The sequence below is a fragment of the Geobacillus sp. C56-T2 genome (genome assembly GCF_007829715.1).
Taxonomy (GTDB): Bacteria; Bacillota; Bacilli; order Bacillales; family Anoxybacillaceae; genus Geobacillus; species Geobacillus icigianus.
This window is the reverse complement of sequence record NZ_VJWB01000001.1, coordinates 1454110-1480423: the sequence shown is the minus strand read 5'-3', so window position 1 is coordinate 1480423 and position 26314 is coordinate 1454110. Positions and strand designations below refer to the sequence as shown.

General features: G+C 56.1%; 27 protein-coding genes. 1 reads left to right on the top strand and 26 read right to left on the bottom strand.

All coding sequences use genetic code 11. The features are described 5' to 3' along the window. Nucleotides 1-61: 61 nt before the first annotated feature. From GC56T2_RS07440 to GC56T2_RS07425, 4 genes are all read right to left on the bottom strand, one after another. Entirely contained in the window at nucleotides 62-637 is a 576-nt protein-coding gene (locus GC56T2_RS07440) for a YitT family protein (RefSeq protein WP_144977138.1), read from the bottom strand. A 187-nt stretch (nucleotides 638-824) separates the two neighbouring features. Beyond that, nucleotides 825-995: a twin-arginine translocase TatA/TatE family subunit gene (locus GC56T2_RS07435; protein WP_020959661.1), complete on the bottom strand. Its 171-nt coding sequence runs from the start codon at nucleotides 993-995 to the stop codon at nucleotides 825-827. Between the two features lie 105 nt (nucleotides 996-1100). Then, the gene (locus GC56T2_RS07430) at nucleotides 1101-1280 is read right to left on the bottom strand and encodes an H-type small acid-soluble spore protein (RefSeq protein ID WP_144974179.1); all 180 of its coding nucleotides are present in this window, start codon (nucleotides 1278-1280) and stop codon (nucleotides 1101-1103) included. Nucleotides 1281-1283: 3 nt separating this feature from the next. Continuing rightward, nucleotides 1284-1493 (bottom strand): hypothetical protein, encoded by a 210-nt coding sequence (locus tag GC56T2_RS07425; RefSeq protein ID WP_144974177.1) that lies wholly within the window; start codon nucleotides 1491-1493, stop codon nucleotides 1284-1286. 70 nt (nucleotides 1494-1563) lie between these two features. Here GC56T2_RS07425 and GC56T2_RS07420 point away from each other — a divergent pair, with 70 nt between their 5' ends. Further along, entirely contained in the window at nucleotides 1564-2559 is a 996-nt protein-coding gene (locus GC56T2_RS07420; RefSeq protein ID WP_144974175.1) for an acyltransferase family protein, read from the top strand. Nucleotides 2560-2766: 207 nt separating this feature from the next. Here GC56T2_RS07420 and thiE read toward each other — a convergent pair whose 3' ends face one another. The 22 genes from thiE to GC56T2_RS07310 all read right to left on the bottom strand — a co-directional run bounded on the left by thiE (nucleotide 2767) and on the right by GC56T2_RS07310 (nucleotide 26313). Continuing rightward, on the bottom strand, nucleotides 2767-3432 hold the full coding sequence (gene thiE, locus GC56T2_RS07415; protein ID WP_144974173.1) for a thiamine phosphate synthase: 666 nt from the start codon (nucleotides 3430-3432) through the stop codon (nucleotides 2767-2769). Nucleotides 3433-3437: 5 nt separating this feature from the next. Then, on the bottom strand, nucleotides 3438-4241 hold the full coding sequence (gene thiD / locus GC56T2_RS07410) for a bifunctional hydroxymethylpyrimidine kinase/phosphomethylpyrimidine kinase (protein WP_144974171.1): 804 nt from the start codon (nucleotides 4239-4241) through the stop codon (nucleotides 3438-3440). A gap of 21 nt (nucleotides 4242-4262) precedes the next feature. After that, a complete protein-coding gene (gene thiM, locus GC56T2_RS07405) occupies nucleotides 4263-5072 on the bottom strand; it encodes a hydroxyethylthiazole kinase (protein WP_144974169.1) in 810 nt (269 codons plus the stop codon). A 181-nt stretch (nucleotides 5073-5253) separates the two neighbouring features. Beyond that, nucleotides 5254-6282, bottom strand: a complete 1029-nt coding sequence (locus tag GC56T2_RS07400; protein ID WP_144974167.1) for a glycosyltransferase family 2 protein — start codon at nucleotides 6280-6282, stop codon at nucleotides 5254-5256. Between the two features lies 1 nt (nucleotide 6283). After that, entirely contained in the window at nucleotides 6284-7963 is a 1680-nt protein-coding gene (locus GC56T2_RS07395) for a DUF6044 family protein (protein ID WP_172706211.1), read from the bottom strand. 373 nt (nucleotides 7964-8336) lie between these two features. Further along, on the bottom strand, nucleotides 8337-9317 hold the full coding sequence (locus GC56T2_RS07390; RefSeq protein ID WP_144974163.1) for a phosphotriesterase family protein: 981 nt from the start codon (nucleotides 9315-9317) through the stop codon (nucleotides 8337-8339). Then, on the bottom strand, nucleotides 9317-10999 hold the full coding sequence (locus GC56T2_RS07385) for a long-chain fatty acid--CoA ligase (RefSeq protein WP_144974162.1): 1683 nt from the start codon (nucleotides 10997-10999) through the stop codon (nucleotides 9317-9319). The genes GC56T2_RS07390 and GC56T2_RS07385 overlap by 1 nt, the downstream gene beginning before the upstream one ends. Before the next feature lie 455 nt (nucleotides 11000-11454). Next, on the bottom strand, nucleotides 11455-12423 hold the full coding sequence (locus GC56T2_RS07380) for a YbgA family protein (RefSeq protein WP_370454538.1): 969 nt from the start codon (nucleotides 12421-12423) through the stop codon (nucleotides 11455-11457). Nucleotides 12424-12526: 103 nt separating this feature from the next. After that, nucleotides 12527-13309, bottom strand: a complete 783-nt coding sequence (locus GC56T2_RS07375; RefSeq protein WP_144974159.1) for a LamB/YcsF family protein — start codon at nucleotides 13307-13309, stop codon at nucleotides 12527-12529. Beyond that, nucleotides 13306-14277: a 5-oxoprolinase subunit C family protein gene (locus tag GC56T2_RS07370; protein ID WP_144974157.1), complete on the bottom strand. Its 972-nt coding sequence runs from the start codon at nucleotides 14275-14277 to the stop codon at nucleotides 13306-13308. The genes GC56T2_RS07375 and GC56T2_RS07370 overlap by 4 nt, the downstream gene beginning before the upstream one ends. After that, a complete protein-coding gene (gene pxpB, locus GC56T2_RS07365; RefSeq protein ID WP_172706210.1) occupies nucleotides 14274-14966 on the bottom strand; it encodes a 5-oxoprolinase subunit PxpB in 693 nt (230 codons plus the stop codon). The genes GC56T2_RS07370 and pxpB overlap by 4 nt, the downstream gene beginning before the upstream one ends. Then, nucleotides 14963-15712: an IclR family transcriptional regulator gene (locus GC56T2_RS07360; protein ID WP_033843992.1), complete on the bottom strand. Its 750-nt coding sequence runs from the start codon at nucleotides 15710-15712 to the stop codon at nucleotides 14963-14965. The genes pxpB and GC56T2_RS07360 overlap by 4 nt, the downstream gene beginning before the upstream one ends. Nucleotides 15713-16365: 653 nt before the next feature. Continuing rightward, nucleotides 16366-16803, bottom strand: coding sequence for a GNAT family N-acetyltransferase (locus GC56T2_RS07355; protein WP_033022856.1), 438 nt, complete (start codon nucleotides 16801-16803; stop codon nucleotides 16366-16368). 102 nt (nucleotides 16804-16905) lie between these two features. Next, the gene (locus tag GC56T2_RS07350; protein ID WP_144974155.1) at nucleotides 16906-18462 is read right to left on the bottom strand and encodes an NAD(P)H-hydrate dehydratase; all 1557 of its coding nucleotides are present in this window, start codon (nucleotides 18460-18462) and stop codon (nucleotides 16906-16908) included. Between the two features lie 603 nt (nucleotides 18463-19065). After that, nucleotides 19066-19461, bottom strand: coding sequence for a ClpX C4-type zinc finger protein (locus GC56T2_RS07345; RefSeq protein WP_144974153.1), 396 nt, complete (start codon nucleotides 19459-19461; stop codon nucleotides 19066-19068). A gap of 58 nt (nucleotides 19462-19519) precedes the next feature. Continuing rightward, nucleotides 19520-19924: a thiol-disulfide oxidoreductase DCC family protein gene (locus GC56T2_RS07340; protein WP_144974151.1), complete on the bottom strand. Its 405-nt coding sequence runs from the start codon at nucleotides 19922-19924 to the stop codon at nucleotides 19520-19522. Between the two features lie 17 nt (nucleotides 19925-19941). After that, nucleotides 19942-20610: an SOS response-associated peptidase gene (locus GC56T2_RS07335; RefSeq protein ID WP_144974149.1), complete on the bottom strand. Its 669-nt coding sequence runs from the start codon at nucleotides 20608-20610 to the stop codon at nucleotides 19942-19944. Further along, a complete protein-coding gene (locus GC56T2_RS07330) occupies nucleotides 20582-21640 on the bottom strand; it encodes an alpha/beta hydrolase (protein WP_255516046.1) in 1059 nt (352 codons plus the stop codon). Before GC56T2_RS07330 ends, GC56T2_RS07335 begins: the two co-directional genes overlap by 29 nt. 110 nt (nucleotides 21641-21750) lie before the next feature. Next, nucleotides 21751-23433: an acyl-CoA dehydrogenase family protein gene (locus GC56T2_RS07325; RefSeq protein ID WP_144974147.1), complete on the bottom strand. Its 1683-nt coding sequence runs from the start codon at nucleotides 23431-23433 to the stop codon at nucleotides 21751-21753. Between the two features lie 27 nt (nucleotides 23434-23460). Next, entirely contained in the window at nucleotides 23461-24993 is a 1533-nt protein-coding gene (locus GC56T2_RS07320; RefSeq protein WP_144974144.1) for a class I adenylate-forming enzyme family protein, read from the bottom strand. Next, nucleotides 24990-25379, bottom strand: a complete 390-nt coding sequence (locus GC56T2_RS07315) for a MerR family transcriptional regulator (protein ID WP_144974142.1) — start codon at nucleotides 25377-25379, stop codon at nucleotides 24990-24992. Before GC56T2_RS07315 ends, GC56T2_RS07320 begins: the two co-directional genes overlap by 4 nt. 145 nt (nucleotides 25380-25524) lie before the next feature. Further along, nucleotides 25525-26313 carry an ABC transporter permease gene (locus GC56T2_RS07310; protein ID WP_144977131.1) on the bottom strand — a complete coding sequence of 263 codons (789 nt, stop codon included), beginning with the start codon at nucleotides 26311-26313 and terminating at the stop codon, nucleotides 25525-25527. Nucleotide 26314 lies beyond the last annotated feature (1 nt).

The following is a 26314-nucleotide window of genomic DNA, read 5'->3' as shown; positions in this document are numbered from 1 at the left end:
GCACCGCCATCCTGCGCCGTGCGGCCAACCATCGAACGGCGCAAAAAACGATGGGGCGTTGTTACCTCCCCATCGTTTTTTGATGTGTCAATATCGTCGTGACAATGCCGACAACGGTGACAACGACAAGCGAGTGAACAAATGGCACAGCATCGATGAGCAAGCTTCCGACCGAAATAATGCAAGCATCAATGACAAAGATAATGACTCCCACATTCCAGTTCGTCAATCTAGAAATAAACTGGGCAAGCAAGTCGGTGCCGCCCGTGCTCGTCTCTTCGCGCAGCATCACACCGATGCCCGCACCGACGAACGTCCCGCCGATGACTGCGGCTAAGAGCGGGTCTACGGTCACAATGCCGCGCAACCCCGACAATACATCGATCATCCACGAGGAGAAAAGAAGGCCGTGCAAGCTGTTGTAAAAAAACGGACGGTAATAAAACCAAGCCGCCAAATAAAGAGGAACGCTTAAGACGATCATCGTCAAGCCCGCTTGAACGTGCCAGACGTATTTGGCGATCAGCCCAAGGCCGATCATCCCCCCGTCAAGCAAATGATGAGGAACGAAAAAAACGTTGATCCCGATGCCGAGCAGCACGCTTCCCCCGACGATTGCCGCCAGTTTTCGCATCACCATGGTCGATCCCTCCGCCCCATTGGCCATTCGGCCAGCCCAAAACGAACAACGTGTCCCGGTAGTATGTATATGGCTTTTACCGGCCACGCTTGTCTCTTTTTTGCTGCGCCGGCGCGAAAAAACGGCGGATCGTTTAGCGGCTTGCGAACGAAAAATAAGAGGCTAGGCGTCAAGGCCTAGCCCCTTATTTTTGCGCTTTTGTCGCCTCGTCGTCATCGATGATGCCTTTGGTTGCGTTTTTAAATTCACGCAACGTTTTCCCGGCTGCTTGGCCTAATTCCGGCAGCTTTTTCGGACCAAAAATCAACAAAGCGAAAAAGACGATGAGCGCAATTTCCCCAAAGCCGATATTCATATTGGTCACTCCAATGCCCAACGTCGTTTCTCAAGTTATTATAGCATACCAAGGTCAGGTATGTCATCGTCTTTCCCTCGCCAAAAGCGGCGGCTTGCTCGGCGCTTACCGCTCCTTGAGCAGGCGCACCGGCACATCTTGCTCGCGTTCCGGTTCATCGGCGAAAAAAATGCGCGCCATTTCCTGCTCTTCATCAACGTGCTGAATGATCACCGCTTTTCCTTCATACGTCACCGGGACGATTTCTCCCGCTTCGGCAATCCGTTTGGCCCGGAGCCGTTCCATGTCCTATTCGCCTCCTTTCGCGCTGTCTTCGGCCTGCGCGCGCAAGCTTTTCCAAAACAACTCATCGTTGCAGACGATCTCATGCAGTTCCCCTTCGTCGCCTTTGGCGTTAATGATTTGTAACAGCTGCGTCATATCCTCGGTTTCATTCCGACCGTTTTTCACCCAATCATCACCTTTCTGTGGCAAACTCATGTCATGGACAGTGGCCATGTCGTTGACTCCCCTCAAAAAAAAGGAGTATGATTCGAATTGGTGTAATACAGAAAGGAGGAGAAACACTATGAAGGAGCGGGATTACTATTTTGACAACGCCAAATGCGCGTTAATGCTCCTCGTCGTGTTTGGCCACTTTCTGCGCCCGTACATTGACGGCGTCTTATGGGTGCACAGCTTGTATACGTGGATCTTCTTCTTCCATATGCCGGCATTCATCTTCATTTCCGGCTACTTTGCTAAGCGATTCCATGAGCAAGGCTACTTGCCGAAAATCATGAAAAAACTGCTGTTTCCGTACTTGTTGTTCCAGTTTCTTTACTCTATCTACTATTTCTTCCTGTACGACCAATCGTCGCTCGAACTCGACTTATTGACCCCGCATTGGAGCTTATGGTTTTTGCTTAGCCTGTTCAGTTGGAACGTTTTGTTGCTCTGGTTCGGGCGGCTGCCAAAATGGGCGGCGTTGCCAGCCGCGCTTTTGCTTGGGCTTGCCGGCGGCATGATGGAAGCGGAAAAATGGTTAAGCTTGTCGCGAACGCTTACGTTTTTTCCGTTCTTTCTGCTCGGGTTTTTCACGCAAAAGTCGTTGATCGAGCGCTTGTTCGCTGTTCCTGTGCGTCTCGTCTCCCTTGCGGTGCTGGTCGGAATGTTCCTTCTGATTCACTTCGGCTTTCCGGACCTCCCGCAAGATTGGCTGTACGGTTCGAAATCGTACGATACGCTCGGCGTTTCCGAACCGACGGGCATCATGAACCGCCTCGTCATTTATGCGGCCAGCTTGGTAATGATGTTCAGCTTTCTGGCGCTCATCCCGAGCCGGCGCTTCTCCTTTTCCGTGCTCGGGGCGCGCACGTTTTACATCTATATCTTGCACGGGTTTATTTTAAAATATTTGCACGAAACGCCGTTCCCGGATTTTATTATGGATGTGCACGGCTATCCGCTGCTGCTCGGCTTGTCGATCGCCGTGATGCTCATCCTCGGAAGCCAGCCGGTCATCCGGCTCGTGCGGCCGCTGTTGGAATGGCGGCTGCCGAAGTGGCGGCAGACCGCGTCATAGCGTGCAAAAAGGGTGTCCCGCAACAGATCGGGACACCCTTTTCCGCCTTCTTGTCGAACATGCTGGTCGAGGAGCTGAAAGCGCCCGCAACGGAGCGAGACGCTCTTTTTCCATGCCATCTATACGTGCCGACTTCTTCGAACGAGTCGCTCGTGAAGGCGGACGATTTTTCGACCCGCCCTCGCTTGTGACAGTCTCGCCACCGGTTTAGCGCGAGCGGGCGGCTTGCACCGCCGCGGCCAGCGCGGCCGCCGCCGCTTTTGGCTCCGAAGCGGAAGCGATGGCGCTAATGACGGACACACCGTCCGCTCCGGCTTCAATGACCGCTTGCGCATTGTCAACCGTGATGCCGCCGATGGCGACAATCGGAATCGCGATTCCTTGTTCGCGCAAGGATCGGAGAATCTCCGGTCCTTGCGCCTCGTTCGCATCTTCTTTCGAGCGGGTCGGATAAATCGGACCGACGCCGATGTAGTCGGCGCCCGCCTCAATGGCCGCTCTCGCCTCCTCGACATTATGAGCGGAAACGCCGAGAATTTTGTCGCCGATCTTCTCCCGCACGCGCCGTGCGTCTTCATCATCTTGGCCGACATGAACGCCGTCGGCGTCAATGGCGATGGCCAGCTCGACATCATCGTTGACGATCAGCGGCACGCCATACGCGCGGCAAAGCCGCTGCAGCTGCCGAGCCAGCGCTTCCTTTTCTGCCCCCTGTAAAGCTCCCGCTCCCTTTTCGCGAAATTGAAACAGCGTCACGCCGCCGTCAAGCGCTTCTTTCAACACGTCGACAGCCGGCCGCTCGCTGTTTTGGCTTCCCATAATGAAGTAAACGGCCAGCCGCTTTTTCATCTCCTCACTCGCGATGCGCGCCATCGACCTCACTCCCCGTATTGCCGGTAAGCCCAATGATTCGTCGGCCCGTGTCCATGGCCGATGCCGAGCGGATGGGCGATCGCTGATTGCACAAACGCTTTCGCCGTCCCGACGGCATCGACCGGGTGTCTTCCTTTTGCCAGCTCAGCCGCCACCGCTGCGGCGAACGTGCAGCCGGTTCCGTGCGTATGACGCGTATCAATCCGCTTGCTTTTAAAATACGAAAATTCGCTGCCGTTATACAAAAGGTCAACCGTCTCCTCGCCCTCATCGTCATGGCCGCCTTTCACGACGACATAGCGGGCGCCCATGCGGTGGAGAAGGCGCGCGGCTTCGCGACGGTCATCCATCGTCCGGATCGCAACACCCGTTAGCGCTTCCGCTTCCGGAATGTTCGGCGTAATGACAAGCGCCAACGGCAACAGCGCCTCTTTCAGCGCCGCCACCGCCTCTTCCTGCAACAGCGGCGCACCGCCTTTGGCGATCATCACCGGGTCGACGACCAACCGCTCCCATTGATGCTTTTTCACTTGTTCGGCAACGGTGCGGATGATCTCAGCGCTAAAGAGCATACCCGTTTTGACCGCATCTGCCCCTAAATCCGTCGCCACCGATTCGATTTGGGCGGCAACGGCTTCCGCCGAGAGCGGATAAACTCCTTGAACGCCGAGCGTATTTTGCGCGGTCACCGCCGTAATCGCCGACATGCCGAAGACACCGAGCTCTTGGAACGTTTTCAAGTCGGCCTGAATGCCGGCGCCACCACCGCTGTCCGACCCAGCAATCGTCAACGCTTTATAGACGGTCATCGTTCTTCCTCTCCTTTTCCCTTACCGTTGTTCGACCCGGCCGGTACGCTTCACATCATCGGCTGTCGTATGCGCGAGCGCATCCAAAAACGCTGCTTGGAAGCTGCCCGGGCCGCGCTCTCCTGCCTCCGCAGCCGCCCGTTCCGCCGCAACGCCGTAATACGTGAGCGCCGCCACCGCCGCTTTGACCGCATCGCGCTCAACGGCCGCAAATGCTCCGATGACTGACGTTGCCAAACAGCCGGTGCCTGTCACTTTCGTCAGCAGCGGGTGCCCATTGCCGACCACATAGACCGTTTGTCCATCGGTGACGACATCTTCTTTTCCCGTAATCGCCACGACGGTGCCAAGCTCGGCGGCCGCCCGTTTGGCCAAAGCGACCACATCTCCGCTTCCTTGGCCGGCATCAACCCCTTTAATCATCCACGGTTCACCGATCATATTGGCGATCTCCGCCGCATTGCCGCGTACAACGGCGAGTTTGATCTGTTCGGCGATACAGCGCGCCGTCTCCGTTCGGTAGTTGGTCGCTCCGACACCGACCGGATCGAAAATGACGGGTACGCCAGCCTCGTTGGCCGCCCGCCCGGCCATAAGCATCGCCTCGACTTCGGCCGCGTTCAACGTTCCGATATTCAACACGAGCGCCCCGGCGAGCTTCGCCATCTCGGCCACTTCCTCTTTCGCATACGCCATCACCGGCGAAGCGCCGAGCGCTAAGAGTCCGTTCGCCGTAAAGTTCGTCACGACGACATTCGTGATATTGTGGACGAGCGGATTCGCTTTTCGCACGCGCTCGAGCAGCTCCGCCCATTCATACCCATGGCTCATTCCCGAATCCATCCCCCTTTTCACTCGACCTCTTTACCGCTGTCTCCGGCTTAGCAGCGCCAACATCACAGCAATCTTCCTGCTAACGAAGCCAGCCATTCGTCCCATCCATCAGTCTACTCTTTCTTTTTTTCAATTGCAAGAAAAGAAAAAAAGGCGGCTGTCAACACCGCCTGATTTACTACTTCTTTAACGGCCCTCCCGCCGGTTTCACCGCTTCGAGCTCATCGGCCGCCGATGATAGCCGCTGCGGCAGCGGCCAGTTCCACAGATCGAGATCAACGATATAGCGAGGCCGCCGTTTTGTTTCTTTATACATTTTCCCAATATATTCACCGATCAGCCCGAGCGCCATCAGCTGCAAGCCGCCTAACAGCCAAATGGAGGTAATGAGCGATGTCCACCCTGTCGCCGTATGCCCGGCCCATTTAAGAAAAAGGAAGTAGGCTCCAAAGGCGAGGCTGATGACAAAAGAGAACAACCCGATGAGCGAAATAAAGCGAATCGGGGTGACGCTAAACGAGGTCACTCCATCAAGAGCAAACGAAATCATCTTTTTCAATGGATATTTCGTTTGCCCGGCCAGCCGCTCCTTCCGATCGTAATAAATGGCCGTTGACCGGAAGCCAAGGAGCGGGACGATGCCGCGCAAAAACAAGTTCACTTCCCCAAACTGTTCCAGCGCGTCAACCGCCCGGCGGCTCATGAGGCGGTAGTCGGCATGGTTGTAAACGAGGTCGACGCCAAACATCTTCATTAACCGGTAAAATCCTTGGGCGGTATGGCGTTTAAACCATGTGTCCGTGTCGCGGCGCCGGCGCACGCCGTAAACGATATCATAGCCTTGGCGAAACTTTTGTACAAACTCGCGAATGGCCGACACATCGTCTTGCAAGTCAGCGTCGATCGAAACGAGGCAATCGGCGTGCGCTTTCGCCGCAAACAGTCCGGCCAACAGCGCGTTTTGGTGACCCGCGTTGCGCGCTAGTTTCAGCCCCTTCACTTCCGGGTAGCGCAAGCTCGCCTTGTAAATGAGCTTCCACGTGCTGTCGCGGCTGCCGTCATCGACGAACAGGAGCGCACTTTTTGGCGAAATGAGCCGCTCTTCGATCAGCTCTTCGCGCAATGCCCGCAAGCGGCCGATCGTCTCCGGCAGCACTTCCTCCTCATTGTAGCACGGCACGACAATAGCCAAGATCGGGTCAGACATGTCATCTTCCTCCTTCCCGCACCACTTTGTATAAGTAGATCGTCCAAGCCGATTCATCAGAGCGGAACACCCGTTCAAGCCGAAGGGCGTTTTCCGCTGCGTTTTCAATCGGCAGCGCCGAAAAAATGTAGCGCCCGCCCATCTCGTAAAACGCCTCCGTGTTCAATTCAAGATGGCGGATCGTCCGTTTCGAGTTTTTCTTAAACATATAGCGCTTGCCGAGCTCATCGACGAACAAGTAGCAGCGCCCGCCCCACTCATCGAAATACTCGCGCAGTTTTTTGTTTTTTTCGAGTTCTTTGGCAATGATGCGGCGGAAGCGGTATTTATATTCCAACGGATAGAAATTGTTGTACGTATCAAGTGTGTAAAAGCCGTTGTATTGCGCAATCGCCGGATGGATGCCAATGCTGGCGACGCGGTATGTATGCACAGGACGGCCGATATACTCGCGGATGGCCGCAAACTGCTTTTCGGCGTAAAATTCACGGAACGACGGTTGATGGCGGTAGACGATTTCCTCATTGTACGAGATGAGCACCACCAGCTGCAAAGCGATGGCCGCCGCACCGACCGCCTGCCACCTTCGCCCTTCCTGCCAAACAATTTTCAGCGCCATCGCAAACAAGACATAAATGACCATCGGGCGCAAGAAATGATAGCGGGCAAAATTGAACTTATCGAGCAAATCAAATCGTTCGGTAAGCGGCAGCCATCCTTTGTAAAACCAAAACGCATACCACGTAGACAAGGCAACGTTCAGCACGTGCAGCACGACAAACGGCGTTTCCTGTCGCCAGCGCTTCCGTTTCCAAACAAAATACAAGGCAATCAACGTCACCGGCAAGATGACGAGCCCATGCACGGTCATCACATGCGTGTGCCCGAGCACGTAGTTTTTGAACGTCAAGCGGATGACGCGCCAAAGTGGCAAACGGGCGTGGAAATACTCGTCACGGCTCGTCGGTTCATCAGAAAACAACAACGAATGAACGAGCCGGTAATCGACCGCCAAATAGAGCGTTGTCATATAGGCGATCGCGGCGAAAAACCGCCAGTTCCAGCCTTTGCCGCGGATGACGTCCACAAGCCACCAAACACCGAGCGCGCTTAAGAAAAAGAAAAAGCCGAGAACAAAACTGGAATACAGCGGCAAGAACGTCAACACCGCCCAGTTCACCCATGAGCGCTCGCCGTTGCGGATGTTTAAAAACGCCCAAAGCGCAAGCGGCATGCCGAGCGTGCTTAACATGCCCGACGGCCAAAACGGTGTCAGCGCAAACGTCAAAGCGGCACCGATGCGAATCCATAGCCAACGCCGGTCTGGCAAGACATGCGTTTTCAACAACAAATACATGCCGATGAACGCAAAGACGCGAGTGATCGCTTGGCTCATTCCGTAGGCATACACGGACGGAAACAACGCATGGAGCCAAACGATGCCGCTGAATTCCGTGCCGAACGCGTTGCGCGGCAGCCCGTTAATGATTTGCGGAATGATCCCATCGACCGGCCCGAACAATTCGCCGCTGCGGGCGAGCACTTTATACCAAGCGATGTTCGAGTCCAAATTGTCGTGAACGCGCATATGGGCATCTTCACCGAGGACAAAATACGGCGACACGTACAAGGCGATGGCAAGCAGCGAGAAGAACAGGAGTCGCTTTTCAATCGCCGGCACCTTTTCTCCTCCTTTCGCCCGGCTCATGTCTTTCCTTATTTTTCAACACATCAGGAAAATTATTCATGATGGTGGAAAAAAGCGGGTGTCAAATAAAAAGCCGCTGGCGGCTCGGCTAAGCCAAGCGACAGCGGGGTCGTCTTCATCTTCCGGGCTCTGTTCCCCATTTATGCGCGGAACGACCGCGAAGATGGCATCCCTCTCGTCAACTGCACGGCCTGTGCCCTAGGAGTGGGTGGGGCTGGCCCCAAAAGCATTCGAAATCCGTCTCATTAAATGCCACGGCCTATGTCCTAAAAGGAGCGGGGCGCCGTCCCCAGCCCCGGCTCAAGGAACGGGACGGCCCGGATAGGCGCCTTTCCATTCGCCCGCGTCAAGCGGAGAACAAGGCGGCCGGATTGCGGATAAATATTTGCTCCAGCTCCTTGTCGCTGATTCCTTCGTTTTTCAAAACCGGAAGGATGTTTACAAACAAATGCTCGACATGCCAGTTGATCATCATTTCCGCAAACGGCTCCGGCAGCGTGAACGGGCGGCCGAGCCAAAGGTTGACCGTATCATGGGAAAGCATGATCCGATCGGCATATCCGTCGCGGAGAAGGGCGAGCAACGTCTGCACCCGCTCCTCGTCCGTCGGCGCGCCGACCATCCCTTGAATGCCGAAACGGTCAAAAGCGATATAGACGCCGTAAGCGAGCGTGCGGCGGTGGTAATCGGGGTCGGTGTTGCCGCACATATGGCCGATGACGATTTTTTTCGGATCGGCGCCGTGCTCAAGCAAATAGGCGGCTTGCTCCGGCCCCATCGTTCCTTCTTGCGTGTGAGTGATGATGACCGCGCCCGTTTCTTTTTGCGCGCGGGCGGCAGCGCGGAAAAACAGCTTCTCATACTCGGTGATGCGCCCTTTGCTTGAGGCAAGTTTAATGACGCCGGCTTTGACCCCCGTGCCGGCGATGCCTTCGGTCAATTCGGTCGTGAACATATCATAAATATCGTCCTCAGCGGTCCCAAGCAGCCGGCGGAATTGGAAATACGGCGGCGCCCCTTCCCCTTCATAGTAATAGCCGGTGGCGCAAATGATGTTCAGCCCGGTTTCTTCAGCGACGCGCCGCAAAAACGCCGGATTGCGCCCGCAGTCATTCGGCGTCGGGTCCACGACCGTTTGGACGCCGTGCCGTTTCATTTTCTCGGCCGCTTCGATCGCCACGCGCAGCGCTTCGTCTTCGCGGAATGGGCCGCGCGTCACATCGCCTTGAAACCCCGGATAACCGAACAGAAAATGCTCGTGGATGAGCGTTTTGCCAAGCTGGTCCGCCGGCACCGGACCAAGAACCGTCTCGACCGTCTTCGCCATCAGGCGTTCGCCCCTTTCCCCGCTTTTTCATATTCCTCTTCCTGCAATTTTCGCCAAAGCAGCTTGCCGCTTGACGTCATCGGCAGCGACCGACGGAACTCGACGAGGCGCGGGTATTTGTACGCCGCCATTTGCGTTTTCGCCCACTCGATGATCTCTTCTTCCGTCACTTTACCGACATATTCGTCGTGAAGGACGATAAACGCTTTGACCGTTTCGCCGCGGCGCGGATCCGGCACGCCGACGACGCACGCCTGCTGGACGGCCGGATGTTTGTAAAGGAGCGATTCAACCTCAGTCGGCCACACTTTATACCCGGAAGCGTTGATCATCCGTTTGACGCGGTCAACGATGAAAAAGTAACCTTCCTCATCCATCCGCCCGATGTCGCCGGTGCGGAAAAACCGCTTGCCATCCAATTCGATGAACGCCTCTTCCGTTTCCTTCTCACGCCGGTAATAACCGCGGAACACTTGCGGGCCATGGACAACGATTTCCCCGATCTCGCCAACGCCGAGCTCTCGGCCGGTCGCCGGGTCGATGATGCGCGCGTCGACATCGAAAGCCGGCACGCCAAGGCATTGCAATTTCGGGCGATCCGGCGGATTGAAATGCGTCTGCGAAATGGTTTCCGTCAACCCGTAACCTTCAAAATAGCGAACGCCGGTAAGTTCGAACAATTTTTCCCCGACCGCTTCCGGAAGCGCCGCCCCGCCGCCGGAAATGCTGGAGAGCGAGGAAATGTCATACCGGTCAAGCGCTGGATTGGCCAAAAAGTCGATCAGCATTGTGCTGATGTTCACCCAATGCGTGCAACGGTACAGCTCGATCAACCGAGCGGCCGCATCCCGATCCCAGCGCGTCATGAGAACGATCGCTGCGCCGGCGAAAATCGGCGTATGCATGCTGTGAACCATGCCGGTAACGTGGAAAAACGGCAGCGTCGCCAACGCGACCGAGTCGCTCGTCACATCGCCCCAATGGTAAGCGCCGACGATGTTCGCGTTCACCGTCCGGTGTGGGTGGATGCAGCCTTTTGGCACCCCGGTCGTCCCGGACGTGTACGGCAAAACGGCGATGTCATCGACATGGCCGCCGTATGGAAGCGGCGGTAATTGGGCGGCAAGGCAGTCTGTCCACAAACGAATTCGCTCATCGCGCCAACCTCGACGCGGCGCCGCCACTTCCGCCGGCAAGGCGACCGGTGATTCAGCGGACGCATAATCGGAGTACGCCGCGGCGATGACGTGCTCAAGCGGCGTCCGGCCGAAAAGCGGAACGACGTTATCAAGCAGCTCCTGTCCTACCAAGGCGACTTTCGTGTCACAATCGTTGACGTAAAAGGAAAGCTCTTCTGAGGTGTTCATCGGGTTGATCGGCACGACAATGGCTTCGGCGCGCAAAATGGCGTAGTAGGAGATGATAAATTGCGGAGAATTTTGCATGTACAAAAGAACGCGGTCGCCCGGTTTGACGGACAGCGTTTGCTGCAAGTAGCCGGCAAGCGCGTTGACGTCATCAAGCAGCTGTTTATACGAATACGCAGCGCCGTAATAGTAAAGGGCCGGTCTGTTTGGATAACGTTTCACCGTTGTTTCCAGATGGTCCACAAGCGTCGTCTCGGGCACAGCCAGCGTTTTCGACAACCGTTTTGGCCAGTACGGATAATGACGGGTATTCATCTCATATCCCTCCTTATTTTTGGCACGATCACCGCCAGAACCGCTCTTAGGCCAAAGACAGCGATGGTCAACGATGAGGTCCAAACCCATTCTGACCAGTTGGTATGCGGGCGGCTGCTTTTATTGTACGCGCTTTCATTTTTATTTTCAATAATATTCAGAATATAAAATAACAAGATCTTCTCTGCGCTTACATGTCCATGCGGAGCCCCCGCGCAAACGAGGGCGGGCCAGCGACATGCTCTTGATGGATCCAACCTATATGCCGACAGGGGATAGGTGACGCAGGCGACAGCAAGCGAGATGCTCTTGGTTGATGAAGCATTCACTGTGACGCGGCCGACGGGAGAAAGAGGGAGAGGGATCGCCGGCGAGCCTTCCTTTTGCTGCTCGCCTGTTGCCTAACGCCAAAGGGCGGGATCACCCCTTGGCGTTTTGGCCGATTCATTTTCCCCTTACACCGCATCTCTTCCTTTGCCCGAGTCGCGAACGTCCATCAACGCCGGCGGATACGGAGCAAAATAGCGCTGCTGCAACAAATACTCGTTCTCTTCACGAATGACCCACGACTTTAACACGCTCGTCACGCTGCTGAGCGGAAGCTGGTGCGCCCGATACTGGGCGAGGAGTTCAAGCACGTATTGCTTTTCCTTTGCCGACATTTCTTTTTTGAAATATCCCATCAGATGTTGACAAACGTTCACATGCGAGCGCCGCTGCGGCGCGCGGGCAAACAGCGCGTGCAATCCTTGCTCGTACGCGTTTAGCACCTCCTCAATCGGGAGACGTTCACGGTTGGCCACCAAGCGGCCAAGCTGCTTTAAGCCGGTCTGGCTGTACGCCATGAACAAGTATTTATGTTCGGAATGAAAGCGCACGAGCGCACGCATTGATCGTTCCGCTTTCACTTCCCGAAACAAGGCGAGCGAGAACAATTTGGTCAAAAAATGTTCGCGAATCGCCGCATTCATCAAACGTCCTTCTTCTTCAATAACCGCATAGGGAAAGCGGCGAACAGCCTGTTCCGCGAACATTCCCATCCCTTTTTCGACCGGCATGGCCCGGTCTCCTTCGTGATAAATTTTCACTTCTTTTATGCCGCAAGTTGGTGAGCGGCCTTTGAAAATGAATCCGTCCACTTCACCGATCGTCTCAAGAAACTCGCGAGCAAACGTCTTCATTTCCTCCGTCCAATCGCGATTGGACGCGGGCTGCACCAACCGTTTTTCCTCGCCGCGCTTGACCAACCGCACCGTCTCCCGCGGAACACCGAGTCCGATGGCTACCTCCGGACATACCGGAATGAAGCGGGCGACATCGGCTAAACGAGCGACCAACGAATGATGAATGATATCCCCGTTATAGCGACAAGCGGAAAAACCTAGACACTCGCTCACCACCACAACAGGAGTGGCATAATACATCAGCACCCCTCCTTTCTCCCGCCATTCTCCCTTTATTGTATCCGAAAAAGCGATCGACTGTCATGAAGGAAGGGAAAATCGCCGCGCCGCCGCTCTCAGCCGCTTACGTTCCTCCCGCTGCTTTGTCTATCGGTGATATGGGGCGAACGGCAATCCCTTCGTTTTGCAATGCCGCATGCAACCGTCGGGCAAACCGGACCGCCTGTTCGTTGTCGCCGTGCACGCAAATGGTGTCAGCGTCGATCGCCACCTCTGTCCCTTGCACGGAACGAACGCGCCGCTCGCGAACGATCATGAGCACTTGCCTAACGGCCTCCTCTTCATCAACAATGACGGCTTCGCGGCAGTTTCGCGGCGTGAGCGTGCCATCGGCCTGATACGTGCGGTCGGCGAACGCCTCGCTTGCCGTCCGCAGCCCATGCGCTTGACCAGCGCGGATGAGCTCGCTGCCTGCCAGGCCGTACAAGACAAGCCCCGGATCGACATCCCGCACGGCCTTGGCGACCGCTTTGGCTAAGGCGGCATCGGTTGCCGCCATATTGTACAGCGCCCCGTGCGGCTTGACGTGCGTCATCACGCCGCCTTCCGCCTTGACGAACGCTGATAGCGCGCCAATTTGGTAGACGACGTACGCATACACTTCCTCCGGCGAAACGGCCATCATCCGCCGGCCGAAACCGAGCAAATCGGGGAATCCGGGATGGGCGCCGATGGCGACGCCGTGCCGGATGGCGAGCTGCACCGTTTCCCTCATGACGAGCGGATCACCGGCGTGAAACCCGCAAGCAATGTTGACGGACGTGACATACGACAAAATCTCCTCCTGTCCAAGCCGATACACGCCAAAACGTTCACCGAAATCGCAGTTCAAATCAATCGTTTTCACTGTTCTCTCCTCCATTGGCAGCGAATGGCGGCGATCCATCGGCTGAGCCGCCGCTGTTGTTCGCTATAAAGTCGCAACGCTTCTTCGCGCGCAATCAGCGCAAATTGAATATGATCACCAGGGCGCGCCTGCGCCAATACGGGCAAATCGGCTGCCGCCACTTGGGCGATGCGCGGATAGCCGCCCGTTGTCTGGCTGTCGGCCATCAACACGATCGGCTGACCGGAGGACGGAACTTGCACCGTGCCGAACACAACCGCTTCCGAAACCATCTCCCGCTCCCGCTCAAGCGCCAACGCTGGACCGGCAAGCCGGTAGCCAATCCGATCGGACCGCGCCGTCACCTCGTAGCAAGCGGCAAAGAACTGGCGGCGGCTTTCCGGCGTAAACTCGCCATACTCCGGGCCGGGGACGGCGCGCACCGTTTTCGTTTTTCCGCCAATATATCGGCTGGCTGAACGGGCCAGCCCCCAGCGAAGCGGCTTGGCAACGCGGTGCCGGCATGCAGCGCCCGTCGGCAGCACATCCCCCGGCTGGAGCGGGCGGCCTGATAAGCCGCCGAGCCGTGCGGGGACGTATGTCGAGCGGCTGCCCATGACAGGCGGCACAGCGATGCCGCCTGACACCGCGATATACGCGCGCCACCCCGCCCGGCACACACCGATCTTTAGGACGTCCCCCGGCCGAACGATTGCCGGTTTCCAAAGCGGGAGCGGCCGTCCATTGAGCATGCACGGGAAATCACCGCCACATACAGCGATGACCGTCTCAACGTGAAAGCGGAGCGTGGGACCGACCATCGTCGCTTCGAGCACCGCCTCATCGCCGGCGTTGCCAACAAGCGCATTGGCGAGACGGTACGCCCAGACGTCCATCACCCCGCCGGGCGGCACGCCGACGTGCCGGTAGCCGCTGCGCCCCCGATCTTGAACAGTCGTAAAAAATCCGCCTTCCAGCACATCAATCATCGTTCTCTCTCCCAACGTGCAAATTCCTCGCGGCCAATCGGCCGAAACTGGACGATGTCACCGGCTGAAAGCAAGCTTGGCTTTTCGCCGTGCGGGTCGAACAGTTTGACCGGTGTCCGGCCGATCAACTGCCAGCCCCCTGGCGTTGCCAGCGGATAGACGCCGGTCTGCGCCCCGGCGATGCCGACCGAACCGGCGGGCACCATGGTGCGCGGCACTCGTCGCCTCGGCGTCGCCAAGCGCGGCGATAATCCTCCCAAATAAGCGAACCCTGGAGAAAAGCCGATCATATAGACGCGGTAACGTCCCCCAGCATGAAGCGCCACCACTTCGTCCTCCGTCATTCCATGAAAGCGGGCGACCTCCGCCAAATCCGGTCCCAACTCGCCGCCGTAACAAACCGGGATGACGACCGTCCGCGCCGGAGGGCGAACGACCGGTTCCGATGACTTGAGATGCTCGCGCAGCCAAGCGCATACATCGGCAGCAGAGCCGACGACGAACGGATCGTAGTAAACGGTGAGCGACGAAAACGCTGGGACCATTTCTATAATCCCTTCTTTGCGCGCGCCTTCGAGCCGCGCCGCCACCTCATGAACGACATCGTTGACCCGTTCGTCAATACGGTCGGCAAACCGAATCGTCACCGCGTATTCACATAATGGAACCAACGTATACTCCATCGTCATCCCTGCCCCCGAAACCCAAGCTCGCGCGAAATGGCCATCGCCGCCTGTTTCAACCGCGGAACGATGCGCGCTATATCGTCCGGTGAAAACCGTTGTTCCGGGCCGGCAACGCTCAGCCCGGCGACCGCCGCTCCTTCATGGTTGAAAATCGGCACGGCAACGGCGGCCGAATAGTTTTCTAGCTCGGAATAGCTGACCGTATAGCCGCGGTTTCGGCCTTCCTCCAGCAATCGGCGCAACACTTGCTTGTCCGTCACTGTACATTTCGCCATTTTCACTAACTCGACTTGTTCGACATATCGTTCCCGATCGGCCTCATTCATAAACGCCAGCAAGATGCGCGGGCACGCCCCGGCGTACAGCGGCGCGCGTCGCCCAACCTTCGTGTACACGCGCACCGGTTCAGACGTCTCGACTTTTTCGATATACAGCGCCTCATCACCATCCCGGATGACGAGATTGACCGCTTCTTTCGTTTCTTCTTTCAGCCGCTCCATGACCGGCAATGCCACCCGGCGAAGATCAAGCCGCTCGGCGACGAGCGTTCCAAACGTTAGCAATGACAACCCAAGCTCATAGTCATCGCCTTGTTTTTGCAGAAAACCAAGCGCGACAAGCGACTGCGCCATGCGATACACCGAAGTTTTCGGCATTTGAAGCCGCGCGACCATCTCTGGCAGCGTCAACCGTTCACTCTCAAGAAACAAATCGAGCAGTTCTTTCGTTTTTAAGACCGTTTTATTCATCGTCGCCCCTCTTGTTCCGAATTTCAGAATATGAATTCCAAAATAAGAATTATCTATTTCTTATTATAATGAAAAATAAAACAATTTTCTAGAAGGGCGGTGATTTACTCGCGTAACCGCTTCCCAGCATCGTTTTTCAAATAGAAAAGCCTTGCAACAGTGCACACTTTTTTTCATCGACCAAAGGAAACCAATGTTTTTCACCAGCCTTCTAGAAGGCCGGTGAAAAACCGCTGTCACACACCAATTGGAGGCATTTTCATTCAGAAAAGAAAGCTGATGCTGCGAGGTTTCTCTCATTGAGAAATGGGTGGAGTTCAGCAGTATTTTGCACGAAATCACCAGCCTTCTAGAAGGCGGATGAAAAAACGTGGTTTCCTTGATCGATCGAACACAGGGGCGGATGCAACAAGGTTTTCCTACTTGAGAAACGATGTGGAGAAGCGGTTACGCAAGTCAATCACCAGCCTCCTAAGGAAGAGGTTGTGTTAGCCAATCACCGGGCTCCTAGCACAAAATGAAAAGAGGATGTCCCACAGCGAGCGGGACATCCTCTTTCACCGCTATCGGCAGGCGCTTACCGCTTATGCCGATCTATATCTATTTGGCCCATCTTGAAGGGCGGCGACCTTATCGATCAGCGCCGGCCGGCTTCAAACCGAGAGGCGTTTCAAAAACACATAACTCACCTTTTGGTATTCCATTTTTTCCTCATAAAACCGATGAGCATCAACCCGCTGCAATCCCGATGACAGCGAAACAATTCCGTAGCCGTTCGCCTTCGCCCATTCATGCACGTACGACAGCAACGCCTTTCCGTACCCTTTCGACCGCTCGCTTGCAGCAGTGACCAAGTCGCATACCCAAACAAAACGGCCGTTGTAAAGCGTAATCATCGGCATGAACCCGATGACGGCCACCATTTTGCCTTGATCATCATTCAATGCCACCAGCTTATACCCTTCTTTTTCTTGAGCTTCGCGCACAAGCGAAACATACGTTTCTTCATCCAAGTGCGTGCGCAGTTCGCGCATGATGGGAAAAGCGCTTCGTACTTCCTCTTCGGTTTCAAGCCAAACAAACGATGGCATGGTTTTCCTCTCCTTTTTGCTACTGAATTGTAGACGATGTCATTTCCACTTGTCGAGAAAAATCGAAATGCAAGGGACATGGCGCTTTACCGTTTGGCTTCGCTAATGGGGGAACCTTTCCGGGATTGACTTCTCGTTATACGTCAACGAAGCCAGCACAGCCGGCAACGCATCAATCACGTCCGACGCCAGTACATCCCATGGAGAATGGCCGTGTTGGACAAGCCAATCAGCGGCCTTTCCATGCACGAACACCGCATTGCTCACCGCCGGCTGCACCTCCTTATGCTGCAGCAAAAACGCCGCAATGATGCCCGTCAGCACATCGCCGCTGCCGCCCTTTGCCAACGCCGGGTTGCCGGTCGCGTTCACATACTGCGCCCCGTCCGGCGTCGCAACAATCGTATACGGCCCTTTTAAGACGACATAGACTCCGTATTCGATCGCCAATCGCTTCGATACGCCAAAGCGGTCATGCTCCACTTCGCGAACGGAACGATGGACGATGCGCGCCATCTCCCCGGGATGCGGAGTAATGACCGTCGGCGCGCTCCGTCCGCGCACTTGTTCGGCGTAGTCATCCCAAAAAAACAGAGCGTCTGCGTCAAGAACGAGCGGCACTGGCTGGCGCACTAGTTCGCTTACTAAGCGGCGCACGCCGTCTGTCCGACCCATTCCCGGACCGATCGCCATCGCATCGATGTCAAGCCCGTCCCAATCGGCGGCGCCGGCAAATGCGCCATCTTCCGCCGGCCATAGTCGGCACATCGCCTCCGGCACACGGCTCGCCACCACCTCGTACACCGTTTCCGGAACCGCCATCGTCACAAGACCAGCCCCGCCGCGAAGCGCTGCTTTCGCCGCCATCGTCACCGCCCCGCTCATCGCCTTGGATCCGCCGACAATAAGCAGCTTGCCGTGCGTTCCTTTATGCGCGGACCGCGTTCGCTTTGGCATCGTCCGCGCGACATCGTCCTCTTCCCACAAAAACCGGGCAGCCGCCTTCGCCTGCACCGCTGCGGGCGGAATACCGATATCGACAACAGCGAGCTCTCCGTAATAATCCGCGGCTGGAAACGTATACGCCCCAAGCTTCGGGCATTGGATCGTGAGCGTGACATCGGCGCAAACGGCGGTGCTGACGTCGCCGCCGTCCGCCGGCACTCCGCTCGGCACATCGATCGCATATATTGTCGCCTGTGCGCGATTCACTTGTTCAATGATTTCTTTGTACGGCGAGCGCACCGTCCCTTTGACGCCAATGCCAAGAAGCGCGTCAACGATGGCGTCATAATGCGGCAGGCGCGCCGCAAACGCCTGTTCATTGCCCTCATAAGGCAGCCACGAATAGCCGGACCGCTCGTACACCTCAAGCGCTAGGAGCGCCGCCCCTTTCACCTTTTCCCGCGGCGGAATGAGCCAGACATCGGTTTCATAGCCATAACTTTTCAACATGCGCGCGATGACGAACCCATCGCCGCCGTTATTGCCCGTCCCAGCGAGCACCGCGACCCGAGCGGCGCGCGAGATCCGCTCTTTCAACGCCCGAAACAGCGCCTGTCCAGCGTTTTCCATCAACGAATCGCTGCGAATGCCAATTTTCTCCTCTACTTCTTGGTCAATGGCGTACATTTCACCAGTCGTCACGATCGGAATCATTGTCCATTCCCCTTTCCAGCCGATTGTAACTCCTCCCAAAGTACGAACGTTCAAGGTGTAGACCTTTCCATCCGCCAAGCTTCACTCGAATTTTGCAAGCGAAACAGGAAGAGAACGTTTCCCTTTATCGGCGGCATTCAATAACGAGCGTCCGAATCGATGAACGTTCGCGCGTCCATTAGCGCTGGGGCCGCTCTGTTGTATGGTTTAGGAGGCTGGTGATTGACTCGTGGATACGGCTTTACCATGTCATTTCTCAATGAGAGAACCCTTGTTGCATCGGTTCTGTTTTTCACTCATTCTCCGATTGATGAAGGGAAGCCGCGGTTTTGCACCAACCTTTTCGAAAGATGGTGAATGAACGAAAGGGACGGCTCGTTGTATCTCTCGTTCAATGAGGGAAGCCTTGTCAAATCTGCTCTCCTTGCCCATCCAGTCGGTGCGAGCAAAACACTCATTTTCACCAGCCTCCACCGGAGCGGCCGCAACCGCGGCTCGGCTCACCTTACACAAAGCGGCGTCATCGCCCGTGTATTGGCATGGCCCGCTATCCGGTCCGCAGAAAAACGGCGGCCATCACCCCGAGGATGACCGCCGCTTCGCTTACGGCTGTTTCGCCATGATTTCGAGCCCAAACTGCAGGCAATCTTCGCAAATCGCCACCATCGGGCCGTTGACAAGCCGCGGCTTCTCTTTCAGGCAAAACGAACAACGGCCGTTGCGAGCTTCCTGCGCTTCGAGCGCCAAAGCCTCTTCCAGCTTGTCAAGCGGGAAAGCGGTGAGCGCTTCATACACGTTATGAAGCAAATGGTCGTCAATATAAGCGCATTTTCCTTCCCAGCGCAGCGCGATGAGTTTCGCCGCCACCGCCATTCCTTCATAAAACCGGCGGCGGGCTTCGTCCCCGCTCTGTTCAGCCATCGCAGCGACCTCATCGGCAAACCGCTCTAAAGCCGCGGCCGTGCATTCATCGAGCCACCGTGTCGTTCCGCTTGTCATGATCTCCCCCCTTGTTTCTTTCCCTTTTCAATACGACAAACGGACCGATTTTCCTTCTTCACCGCGGCAATTCGTCTAGAAAACGGGCGCGCAGCTCAGGGGGCGGCAGCGGACAGTGATCGTGCTGGCGAATGAGGCGGTGGCGGCGGACAGCGATTTGGTCATAGACAAAGTTGCGGAGCGGCCGCGGAACGAGAAACCCGGCCGCGGCCAGCCCATTCCATGGCCAGACCAGACGCCGGCCGATGCGCAACACGGCATCCGACTTGACATAATAGCAGCCGTCTTCGATGAGCACGACCGTGCCCCCGGCTAGCCCGTTTCCCCGTTCCAACAACGCCCGGCCCACGGTGCTTTGCTGCGAGGCAAAACGGAATACCGCCTTCCGGTCGCGAGCGGCCACCCACCGGACACTCGCATGGCAAAACAAGCAATCGCCATCAAACAAAATGATCGGTTGCATCCCACTTCCCCCCCCCACTATCGGCTGTTAACCGGCTCAATGCAGGCGCTGACATCATTTTTTGGCGAATTGACAAGCGCCGACACTTCGTACATTCGCATTTGTTCACTCGGATACGGCTGCAGGAACGTTTTCAAATACTCGCTGTCATCGAAGCTTGAATCGAGCCAGTCATCGTGCCGCTCAGAAGGCAGGATGACCGGCATCCGGTCGTGAATGGAAGCGATCAGCTCGTTCGCCCTCGTCGTAATGATCGCACACGTCTCCAGCGGCCCGCTCGCTCCCTCCCAGCGCTCCCACAGTCCGGCGAACGCAAACGGCGTGCCCGTTGCGAGCGTAAACCGGTACGGCACTTTTGTCTTCCCCTCTTTTTTCCATTCATAAAATCCATCGGCTAAAATCAAACAGCGCCGCCGTTTGAACGCATGACGGAAGCTCGCCTTCTCATCGACCGTTTCCGCCCGGGCATTAATCATCTTGGCGCCGATGCGAACGTCTTTCGCCCAAAACGGCACTAGACCCCAGCGCATCATTTTCCCGACTCGCTCTCCTTTTTCCGCCACAACCGTTAGCACTTCTTGGCTCGGAGCGATGTTAAACCGCGGGGCGAGCGAGCCTTCATACCGAAACCGAAACAGCGCTTGCAGCGTTTCCAACTCAGCTGTCAACGTAAACCGACCGCACATGGCATTCACTCCTTGATTCGTTCATTGACGCGAGCGCCATCTTCATTTTTTCCATTATAATCAAAAAAGTGGCCGAATACGAATGGCGGCCACCTGAAAACGACGTTTTTTCCAATGAGCGCAAAAATGTCAACACGCGTTCGATATACTCATCGCCGTAGAGAGAAAAACTTTTCACATGATCGGCTTTTTCCATCAGCCATAGCTGAAACGCATCCGGATGGGTGTTGTACAACTTCACACTTTCTTTGTATGGAATCGAACGGTCGTCCTTGCTGTGGATGAACAAAATCGGCCTCGGCGCGACACGATCGACCGCATGGATGGGCGAAGACACACCCAAATCCAAATCCGCAAGCGCCGGGACGATCGCTAAAATCAAGTACGTAAACGGCACGTTCGGCAAGTGCGTCCATACCGGCATGTTGGCGCGCAAATACGATTCGAGGTCGCTAAACGGGCTGTCCGCAATCACCCCGCGAACATCACTGTCTTCTGCCGCCGCCAAGATCGATGTCGCCGCCCCCATCGAAACTCCGTACAGCGCGATCGGTTCACGGAAGTGTTTCTTTGCGTAATCGATCACGCCAAGCAAATCATCCTTCTCTTTGACGCCGATCGTAATCATATCGCCTTCCGATTCACCGCTGGCGCGGAAATCAAATAAGATGACGCGGTACCCTTCGGCAACGAGCCGCTTGGCGATCGGCAAAAACGGTACATTTTCTTGGACGCGGTTGTTGCCGTATCCGTGGGCAAAAATGACCGTCATCTTCGCCGCCCCGGTAGGCGGAATGATCCAGCCTGTGAGCGCCGTTTTCCCATCTTTGCTTGTAAATGTCGCGCTTTCATACGCCATGCCGTAGTCTTTCGGCGTCACGGTAATCGGCGCGCGCGGTTTATGCGTCAACTGCCAGCCGACGTAAACGGATAAACCGACGCAAACGAGCAATCCGAAAATGACAACGCCAATGGCCGCCGAAATCCAAATGCGCCGTTTCGCTCGGCGCGGTGTGCGCACCACTTCCATATCGGTTTTCCCCCTTCCTTTCTTTCATCCTACTTGTTGAATGGCTCATTTGGCAATCAAAAAAAGAGATGTCCGCCAAAAACGAACATCCTGTTATCCATGCCGCCAACTTACGAATGAGCAAGCGGCGCAGACGCTCCTTTCCATCTGACGATCAAGTCAAACTCACGCACCGATGTCATCCGCTCGTCGACAAGCCCGCGCTCCCACACATGGCGCAAAAACAGCTCGGCGATCCGCTTGTTCCGCTCGTTTTCTTGCCCGCGTTCGAGGGCGATGACGCTCAAATACACATCGCACATCCGATTGGCCACCGTTTTCGCATGAAACGTCTGCACCTCGTCCGTTTGGCCGCCAAGATGCGCGAGCGCCGCCATCCATTCATTCAACCCTTCTTCAACCGGGCGGGCAAGCGGCTTCATCTCGTCCGCCACCCCCTCAAGCCGCGCTTTCATCTCGGCGGCAAACCGCTCGTGAATGCGGTATTTGCGCATGAGCCGGAGCACTTCAAGCGCCAAAATGTTGGCCGTCCCTTCCCAAACGGTCAGCACTTGGGCGTCGCGGAGCAGGCGCGGGGTGACAAAATCTTCAATGTATCCGTTGCCGCCGTGCAGTTCAATCGCCTCATGGCTAAACGCGATCGCCTCTTCGGCCGTACGCATCTTAAGGAGCGCAATCAGAAGCCGGAGCCAAGCTTTCTCCGCCTCGTCTGCCTCATGCGGCGCGGTCATGACGCGGTCAAACAAGGCGACCATGTCAAAACAAGCGCTCGTTTCCACCTCTTGCCGCGCCGTCAAGTCGGCAAGCGTCGCGCGCACCATCGGGTAATCGGTCAATCGCCGGCCAAACGCCGTGCGCTGCTCAGCGTATTGTTTCGCTTCCTCGAGCGCCCGCTTCATGATGCCGACCGAGGCGATCGCATTGCAGACGCGCGAGAGATTAAGCGCTTCCATCATATAATAGAAGCCTTTGCGCGGATCGCCGACGACATATGCCTTGGCGCCATCAAACACAACTTCGGCCGACGGCACGGCGCGCACCCCTAATTTATCTTTTAAGCGGCGGATGGTGATGCCGTTTACTGTTCCATCCTCGTTACGCCATGGGACGAGAAACAAGCTCAGCCCCTTCGTCCCCGGACCGCTCCCGTCGATGCGCGCCAACACGAGCGCCACGCCGCAGCGCCCGGCGTTGCTGGCAAAATATTTTTCCCCGTATAACTGATAATGATCGCCGCACGGCACGGCGCGCACGGCGTTGGCGCCAACGTCCGACCCGCCTTGCCGCTCCGTTAAAAACGTCGCCCCTTCATACAGCTCGACCTCGCCGGTGGAAATGACATGGGGCAAGTACCGTGCTTTTAACTCGTCGTCGGCAAAATGTTCAAGCACATAGGCGGTTGCCATCGTCAGCGTCACCGGACAATAAAACCCCGGCTCGGCTTGGGATAAAATGTACCCTTGGGCGTACGAATACATATAGTTTCCTTTTCTCCCAAGCTCGGGAATCGGTTTGTGCACATACCCGACGATTCCCGTTTCGTACGTTTGTTTCGCCGTCTGCTCGTACCCTTCGTTCACCCACACTTCGGAAATGTCGTTGCCAAAGCGGTCATATTTGATCAGGCGCGGCTGCCCTTCACGATCGGTATGCACGGCGCGGCGGTCGACGTCCGTCAAACAAAACTCGTAAAACGATGAGAGTTTTTCCTCTGCATATTGATACAACTCATCATCCAAATACCGTTTCAAATTCGCCAGCAAATTCGGATCGGCTTCACGAAGCGGTTTCATCGTCCCTCCCCTTTCCTCCCATCTTATTCATGCCTGTGTCTTCTGTGTTGCCGCCTCCCGCGCCCGCAGTGCTTGTTTCAACACTTTTCCCGTCGCATTGCGCGGCAGTTCAGCGACCGCCTCATACAAGCGGGGGATTTTATAGTCAGCCAGCTCGCCGGATAGGAAGCGCTTACACTCCTCGGCAAGCGACTCAAGCGGTGCACTCAGCACAACGAACGCTTTCGCTGTTTCCCCCCACTCCGGATGCGGCACGCCGATCACGGCGACATCGGCGATCGCTGGATGCGTCCGCAACACATCTTCCACTTCCTTTGGGTAAATATTGACGCCGCCGGAAATAATGACATCTTTCTTCCGGTCAACGATCCAAATGTAGCCGTCCTCGTCACGGCGCGCCAAATCGCCGGTGTACAGCCAACCGTTTCGGATCGCTTCATTCGTTTTTTCCTCGTCTTTGTAATATCCTTTCATCACGCCCTCCCCGCGCAGCACGATCTCGCCGACCTCGCCGGGCGCGACTTCCTGCCCGTTTTCGTCCACGATCGCCACTTCACAATGGAGGGCAGCATAGCGGCCGACGCTTCCTGCTTTCTCCGCATGCTCCTCAGGCGCCAAGTACGTGCCGTTCGGGCCGGCTTCGGTCAAACCGTATAAACACATCATCCGCTCGACGCCAAAGCAGTCGGCGACAAACCGCACTTCCTCGCGCGACAGCGGCGCCCCGCCGTACATCCAACAACGGACGGAAGAAAGATCATAGTCGGAAAACCGCGGATGCTTCGCCGTCAACAAATACGCCACCGGCGCACCGAAAAAGTGAGTAATCTTATGCCGCTCCACTAATTCAAGCAATACCTCAGGGGAGAACGCAGGCGCCAAGACATGGGTCGCGCCGACATACATGCCGCCGACAAAAAACAGATGAAGCGGCGCCGAGTGGCTGAGCGGCATCAGGTGCAGCAGGCGGCTTTGACGGTCGATTTTCGTTTCGATCACGATCATGTCCGCGACCGTGAGAATGTTGCGGTGCGTGAACAACACGCCTTTCGGCCGCCCTGTTGTTCCCGATGTATACAAAATCGTCGCCTCATCGTCCTCTTTGGCCGGACAGACGATCGCTTGCGGATCACCTGAACCGATCAACTCCTCAAGCGACAGCCAGCCGTCTTCCCCCTTTCCTGTCTTAATCCAAGTGATATGGCTTCTACCAACAAGCGGAGCGAGTGCCTGATGCACCCAATCGTGGGCGATGAGCAATTTTGCTTCACTATGGCCGAGAATGTATTGCACTTCCGCCGCCGTAAGACGAGCGTTGATCGGCACGACAACCGCGCCAAGGCGCAAAACAGCAAAGTACGAAATGGCAAACTCCTTCGTATTCGGCATATACAGCGCGACTTTATCACCGCGGCCGACGCCAAGTCGAGCCAATGACGAAGCCAAACGGTTGACCATGCGATCAACTTCGGCATACGAAAGCTCCGTTTCCCCATCAATGACCGCCGTTTTCGCCGGAAATTTCCTCGCTTGGCGGGCAAGCAACTCCGAAATGTTCATCCGCCCGATTCCTCCCATTCTCGCAATCGCTTTTCAAAATCGGAAAGCAGGGACTCCATCTCCGCCTTCAGTTGCAATAAATCCTCGATCCGCTCGTTCACCTCCTTCAGTTTTCGCCGCCCGTATTCGACCGTTTTTTCGAGTTGTTTTTTTCCCGTGCGATCCTCATCAAACAGCGCAATCATCTCATAAATTTCGTCAAGCGAGAAGCCGAACCGTTTGCCGCGCAAAATGAGCTTGAGCTTCGCCCGCTCCTTTTTCGTATACAGCCGCTGCCCGGATTCCGTGCGAATCGGGGCAAGCAGCCCGCGCTCTTCGTAATAGCGGATCGTCCGCGTGCTCACATCAAACTCGTGCGCCAAATCGGAAATGGTGAAATAGTGCATGGCCATCCCTTTTCAGTATTAATATTCTGAATTTTATTTTAGTTTACGTTGACGTAAAAGTCAATCAACATCTTGCTTGAGGAACAAAGAAAAAAGGATGTCTCAGCAGAAACGAGACACCCTTTCCTTGAAGCTGGATGAATCCTCACCCGCCCGCTCCTGTATAAAAGCGCAAGGCAAAGCGCCAAAAGCGACGGGCAATCCATAAAAAGACGAGAGCCACAACCAAAGCGGCAAGCGCTGCCCAAGCACTCCATTTGCCAAGCAGCGCCAGCGCGGGCGTGTTCGTGATTAATACAGCCGGCAATATGTAGGTGATCACCATCCGAACTGCGCCGCGGTACATGCTGCCGGGGAAGCGGGCCGTTTCAAAAAACGAGTCGAAAATAAACGACAAGTCGTCGATGCGCACCACCCAAAACGATGTCGTCATGAGCATCATCCATAGGGAATAAATAAGTAAGAACGAAGCGGCCATGACGACAAGAAACACCAATACGTCCGCCACCGATGGCACGTAGCGTTCGACATACAAGCCGTAGCCGATGACGCCAAAGCCGAGCACGACATCGATGAGCCGCCAAAACACAAGGTGACGGAAGCTGACGTAAAACATGCTGTCGACCGGCTTCGTCAACACGTAATCGAGCGTGCCGCGCCGGACGTGTTCAAGCAGTCTCGGCATGTTGGGGCGGAGCGCAAAATCGATACATCCACGCAACGTATTGAAGACACCAAGCAACACAAGCACTTCCCCATACGTCCAGCCACCTAAGCGATCCGTCTGGTAAAAAAAGATCTGGATGGTGAGCAGCGCCATGCCAATGCCGAAAAAGCTGGAGATGACATTGCCGAAAAACTCACTCCGATATTCCATTTCCTCGACCAAACAAGCGCGGAAAAATTCGCGGAACACCCGTCCATACCGCCGCACG

Excerpts from the sequence above, each read along its gene's own strand:
- GC56T2_RS07435 (WP_020959661.1), bottom strand. The coding sequence starts at position 995 with ATGAATATCGGCTTTGGGGAAATTGCGCTCATCGTCTTTTTCGCTTTG.
- GC56T2_RS07430 (WP_144974179.1), bottom strand. The coding sequence starts at position 1,280 with ATGGAACGGCTCCGGGCCAAACGGATTGCCGAAGCGGGAGAAATCGTC.
- GC56T2_RS07425 (WP_144974177.1), bottom strand. The coding sequence starts at position 1,493 with ATGGCCACTGTCCATGACATGAGTTTGCCACAGAAAGGTGATGATTGG.
- GC56T2_RS07420 (WP_144974175.1), top strand. The coding sequence starts at position 1,564 with ATGAAGGAGCGGGATTACTATTTTGACAACGCCAAATGCGCGTTAATG.
- thiE (WP_144974173.1), bottom strand. The coding sequence starts at position 3,432 with ATGGCGCGCATCGCGAGTGAGGAGATGAAAAAGCGGCTGGCCGTTTAC.
- thiD (WP_144974171.1), bottom strand. The coding sequence starts at position 4,241 with ATGACCGTCTATAAAGCGTTGACGATTGCTGGGTCGGACAGCGGTGGT.
- thiM (WP_144974169.1), bottom strand. The coding sequence starts at position 5,072 with ATGAGCCATGGGTATGAATGGGCGGAGCTGCTCGAGCGCGTGCGAAAA.
- GC56T2_RS07400 (WP_144974167.1), bottom strand. The coding sequence starts at position 6,282 with ATGTCTGACCCGATCTTGGCTATTGTCGTGCCGTGCTACAATGAGGAG.
- GC56T2_RS07390 (WP_144974163.1), bottom strand. The coding sequence starts at position 9,317 with ATGGCGAAGACGGTCGAGACGGTTCTTGGTCCGGTGCCGGCGGACCAG.
- GC56T2_RS07385 (WP_144974162.1), bottom strand. The coding sequence starts at position 10,999 with ATGAATACCCGTCATTATCCGTACTGGCCAAAACGGTTGTCGAAAACG.
- GC56T2_RS07380 (WP_370454538.1), bottom strand. The coding sequence starts at position 12,423 with ATGTATTATGCCACTCCTGTTGTGGTGGTGAGCGAGTGTCTAGGTTTT.
- GC56T2_RS07370 (WP_144974157.1), bottom strand. The coding sequence starts at position 14,277 with ATGATTGATGTGCTGGAAGGCGGATTTTTTACGACTGTTCAAGATCGG.
- pxpB (WP_172706210.1), bottom strand. The coding sequence starts at position 14,966 with ATGACGATGGAGTATACGTTGGTTCCATTATGTGAATACGCGGTGACG.
- GC56T2_RS07360 (WP_033843992.1), bottom strand. The coding sequence starts at position 15,712 with ATGAATAAAACGGTCTTAAAAACGAAAGAACTGCTCGATTTGTTTCTT.
- GC56T2_RS07355 (WP_033022856.1), bottom strand. The coding sequence starts at position 16,803 with ATGCCATCGTTTGTTTGGCTTGAAACCGAAGAGGAAGTACGAAGCGCT.
- GC56T2_RS07350 (WP_144974155.1), bottom strand. The coding sequence starts at position 18,462 with ATGATTCCGATCGTGACGACTGGTGAAATGTACGCCATTGACCAAGAA.
- GC56T2_RS07345 (WP_144974153.1), bottom strand. The coding sequence starts at position 19,461 with ATGACAAGCGGAACGACACGGTGGCTCGATGAATGCACGGCCGCGGCT.
- GC56T2_RS07340 (WP_144974151.1), bottom strand. The coding sequence starts at position 19,924 with ATGCAACCGATCATTTTGTTTGATGGCGATTGCTTGTTTTGCCATGCG.
- GC56T2_RS07335 (WP_144974149.1), bottom strand. The coding sequence starts at position 20,610 with ATGTGCGGTCGGTTTACGTTGACAGCTGAGTTGGAAACGCTGCAAGCG.
- GC56T2_RS07330 (WP_255516046.1), bottom strand. The coding sequence starts at position 21,640 with ATGGAAGTGGTGCGCACACCGCGCCGAGCGAAACGGCGCATTTGGATT.
- GC56T2_RS07325 (WP_144974147.1), bottom strand. The coding sequence starts at position 23,433 with ATGAAACCGCTTCGTGAAGCCGATCCGAATTTGCTGGCGAATTTGAAA.
- GC56T2_RS07320 (WP_144974144.1), bottom strand. The coding sequence starts at position 24,993 with ATGAACATTTCGGAGTTGCTTGCCCGCCAAGCGAGGAAATTTCCGGCG.
- GC56T2_RS07315 (WP_144974142.1), bottom strand. The coding sequence starts at position 25,379 with ATGCACTATTTCACCATTTCCGATTTGGCGCACGAGTTTGATGTGAGC.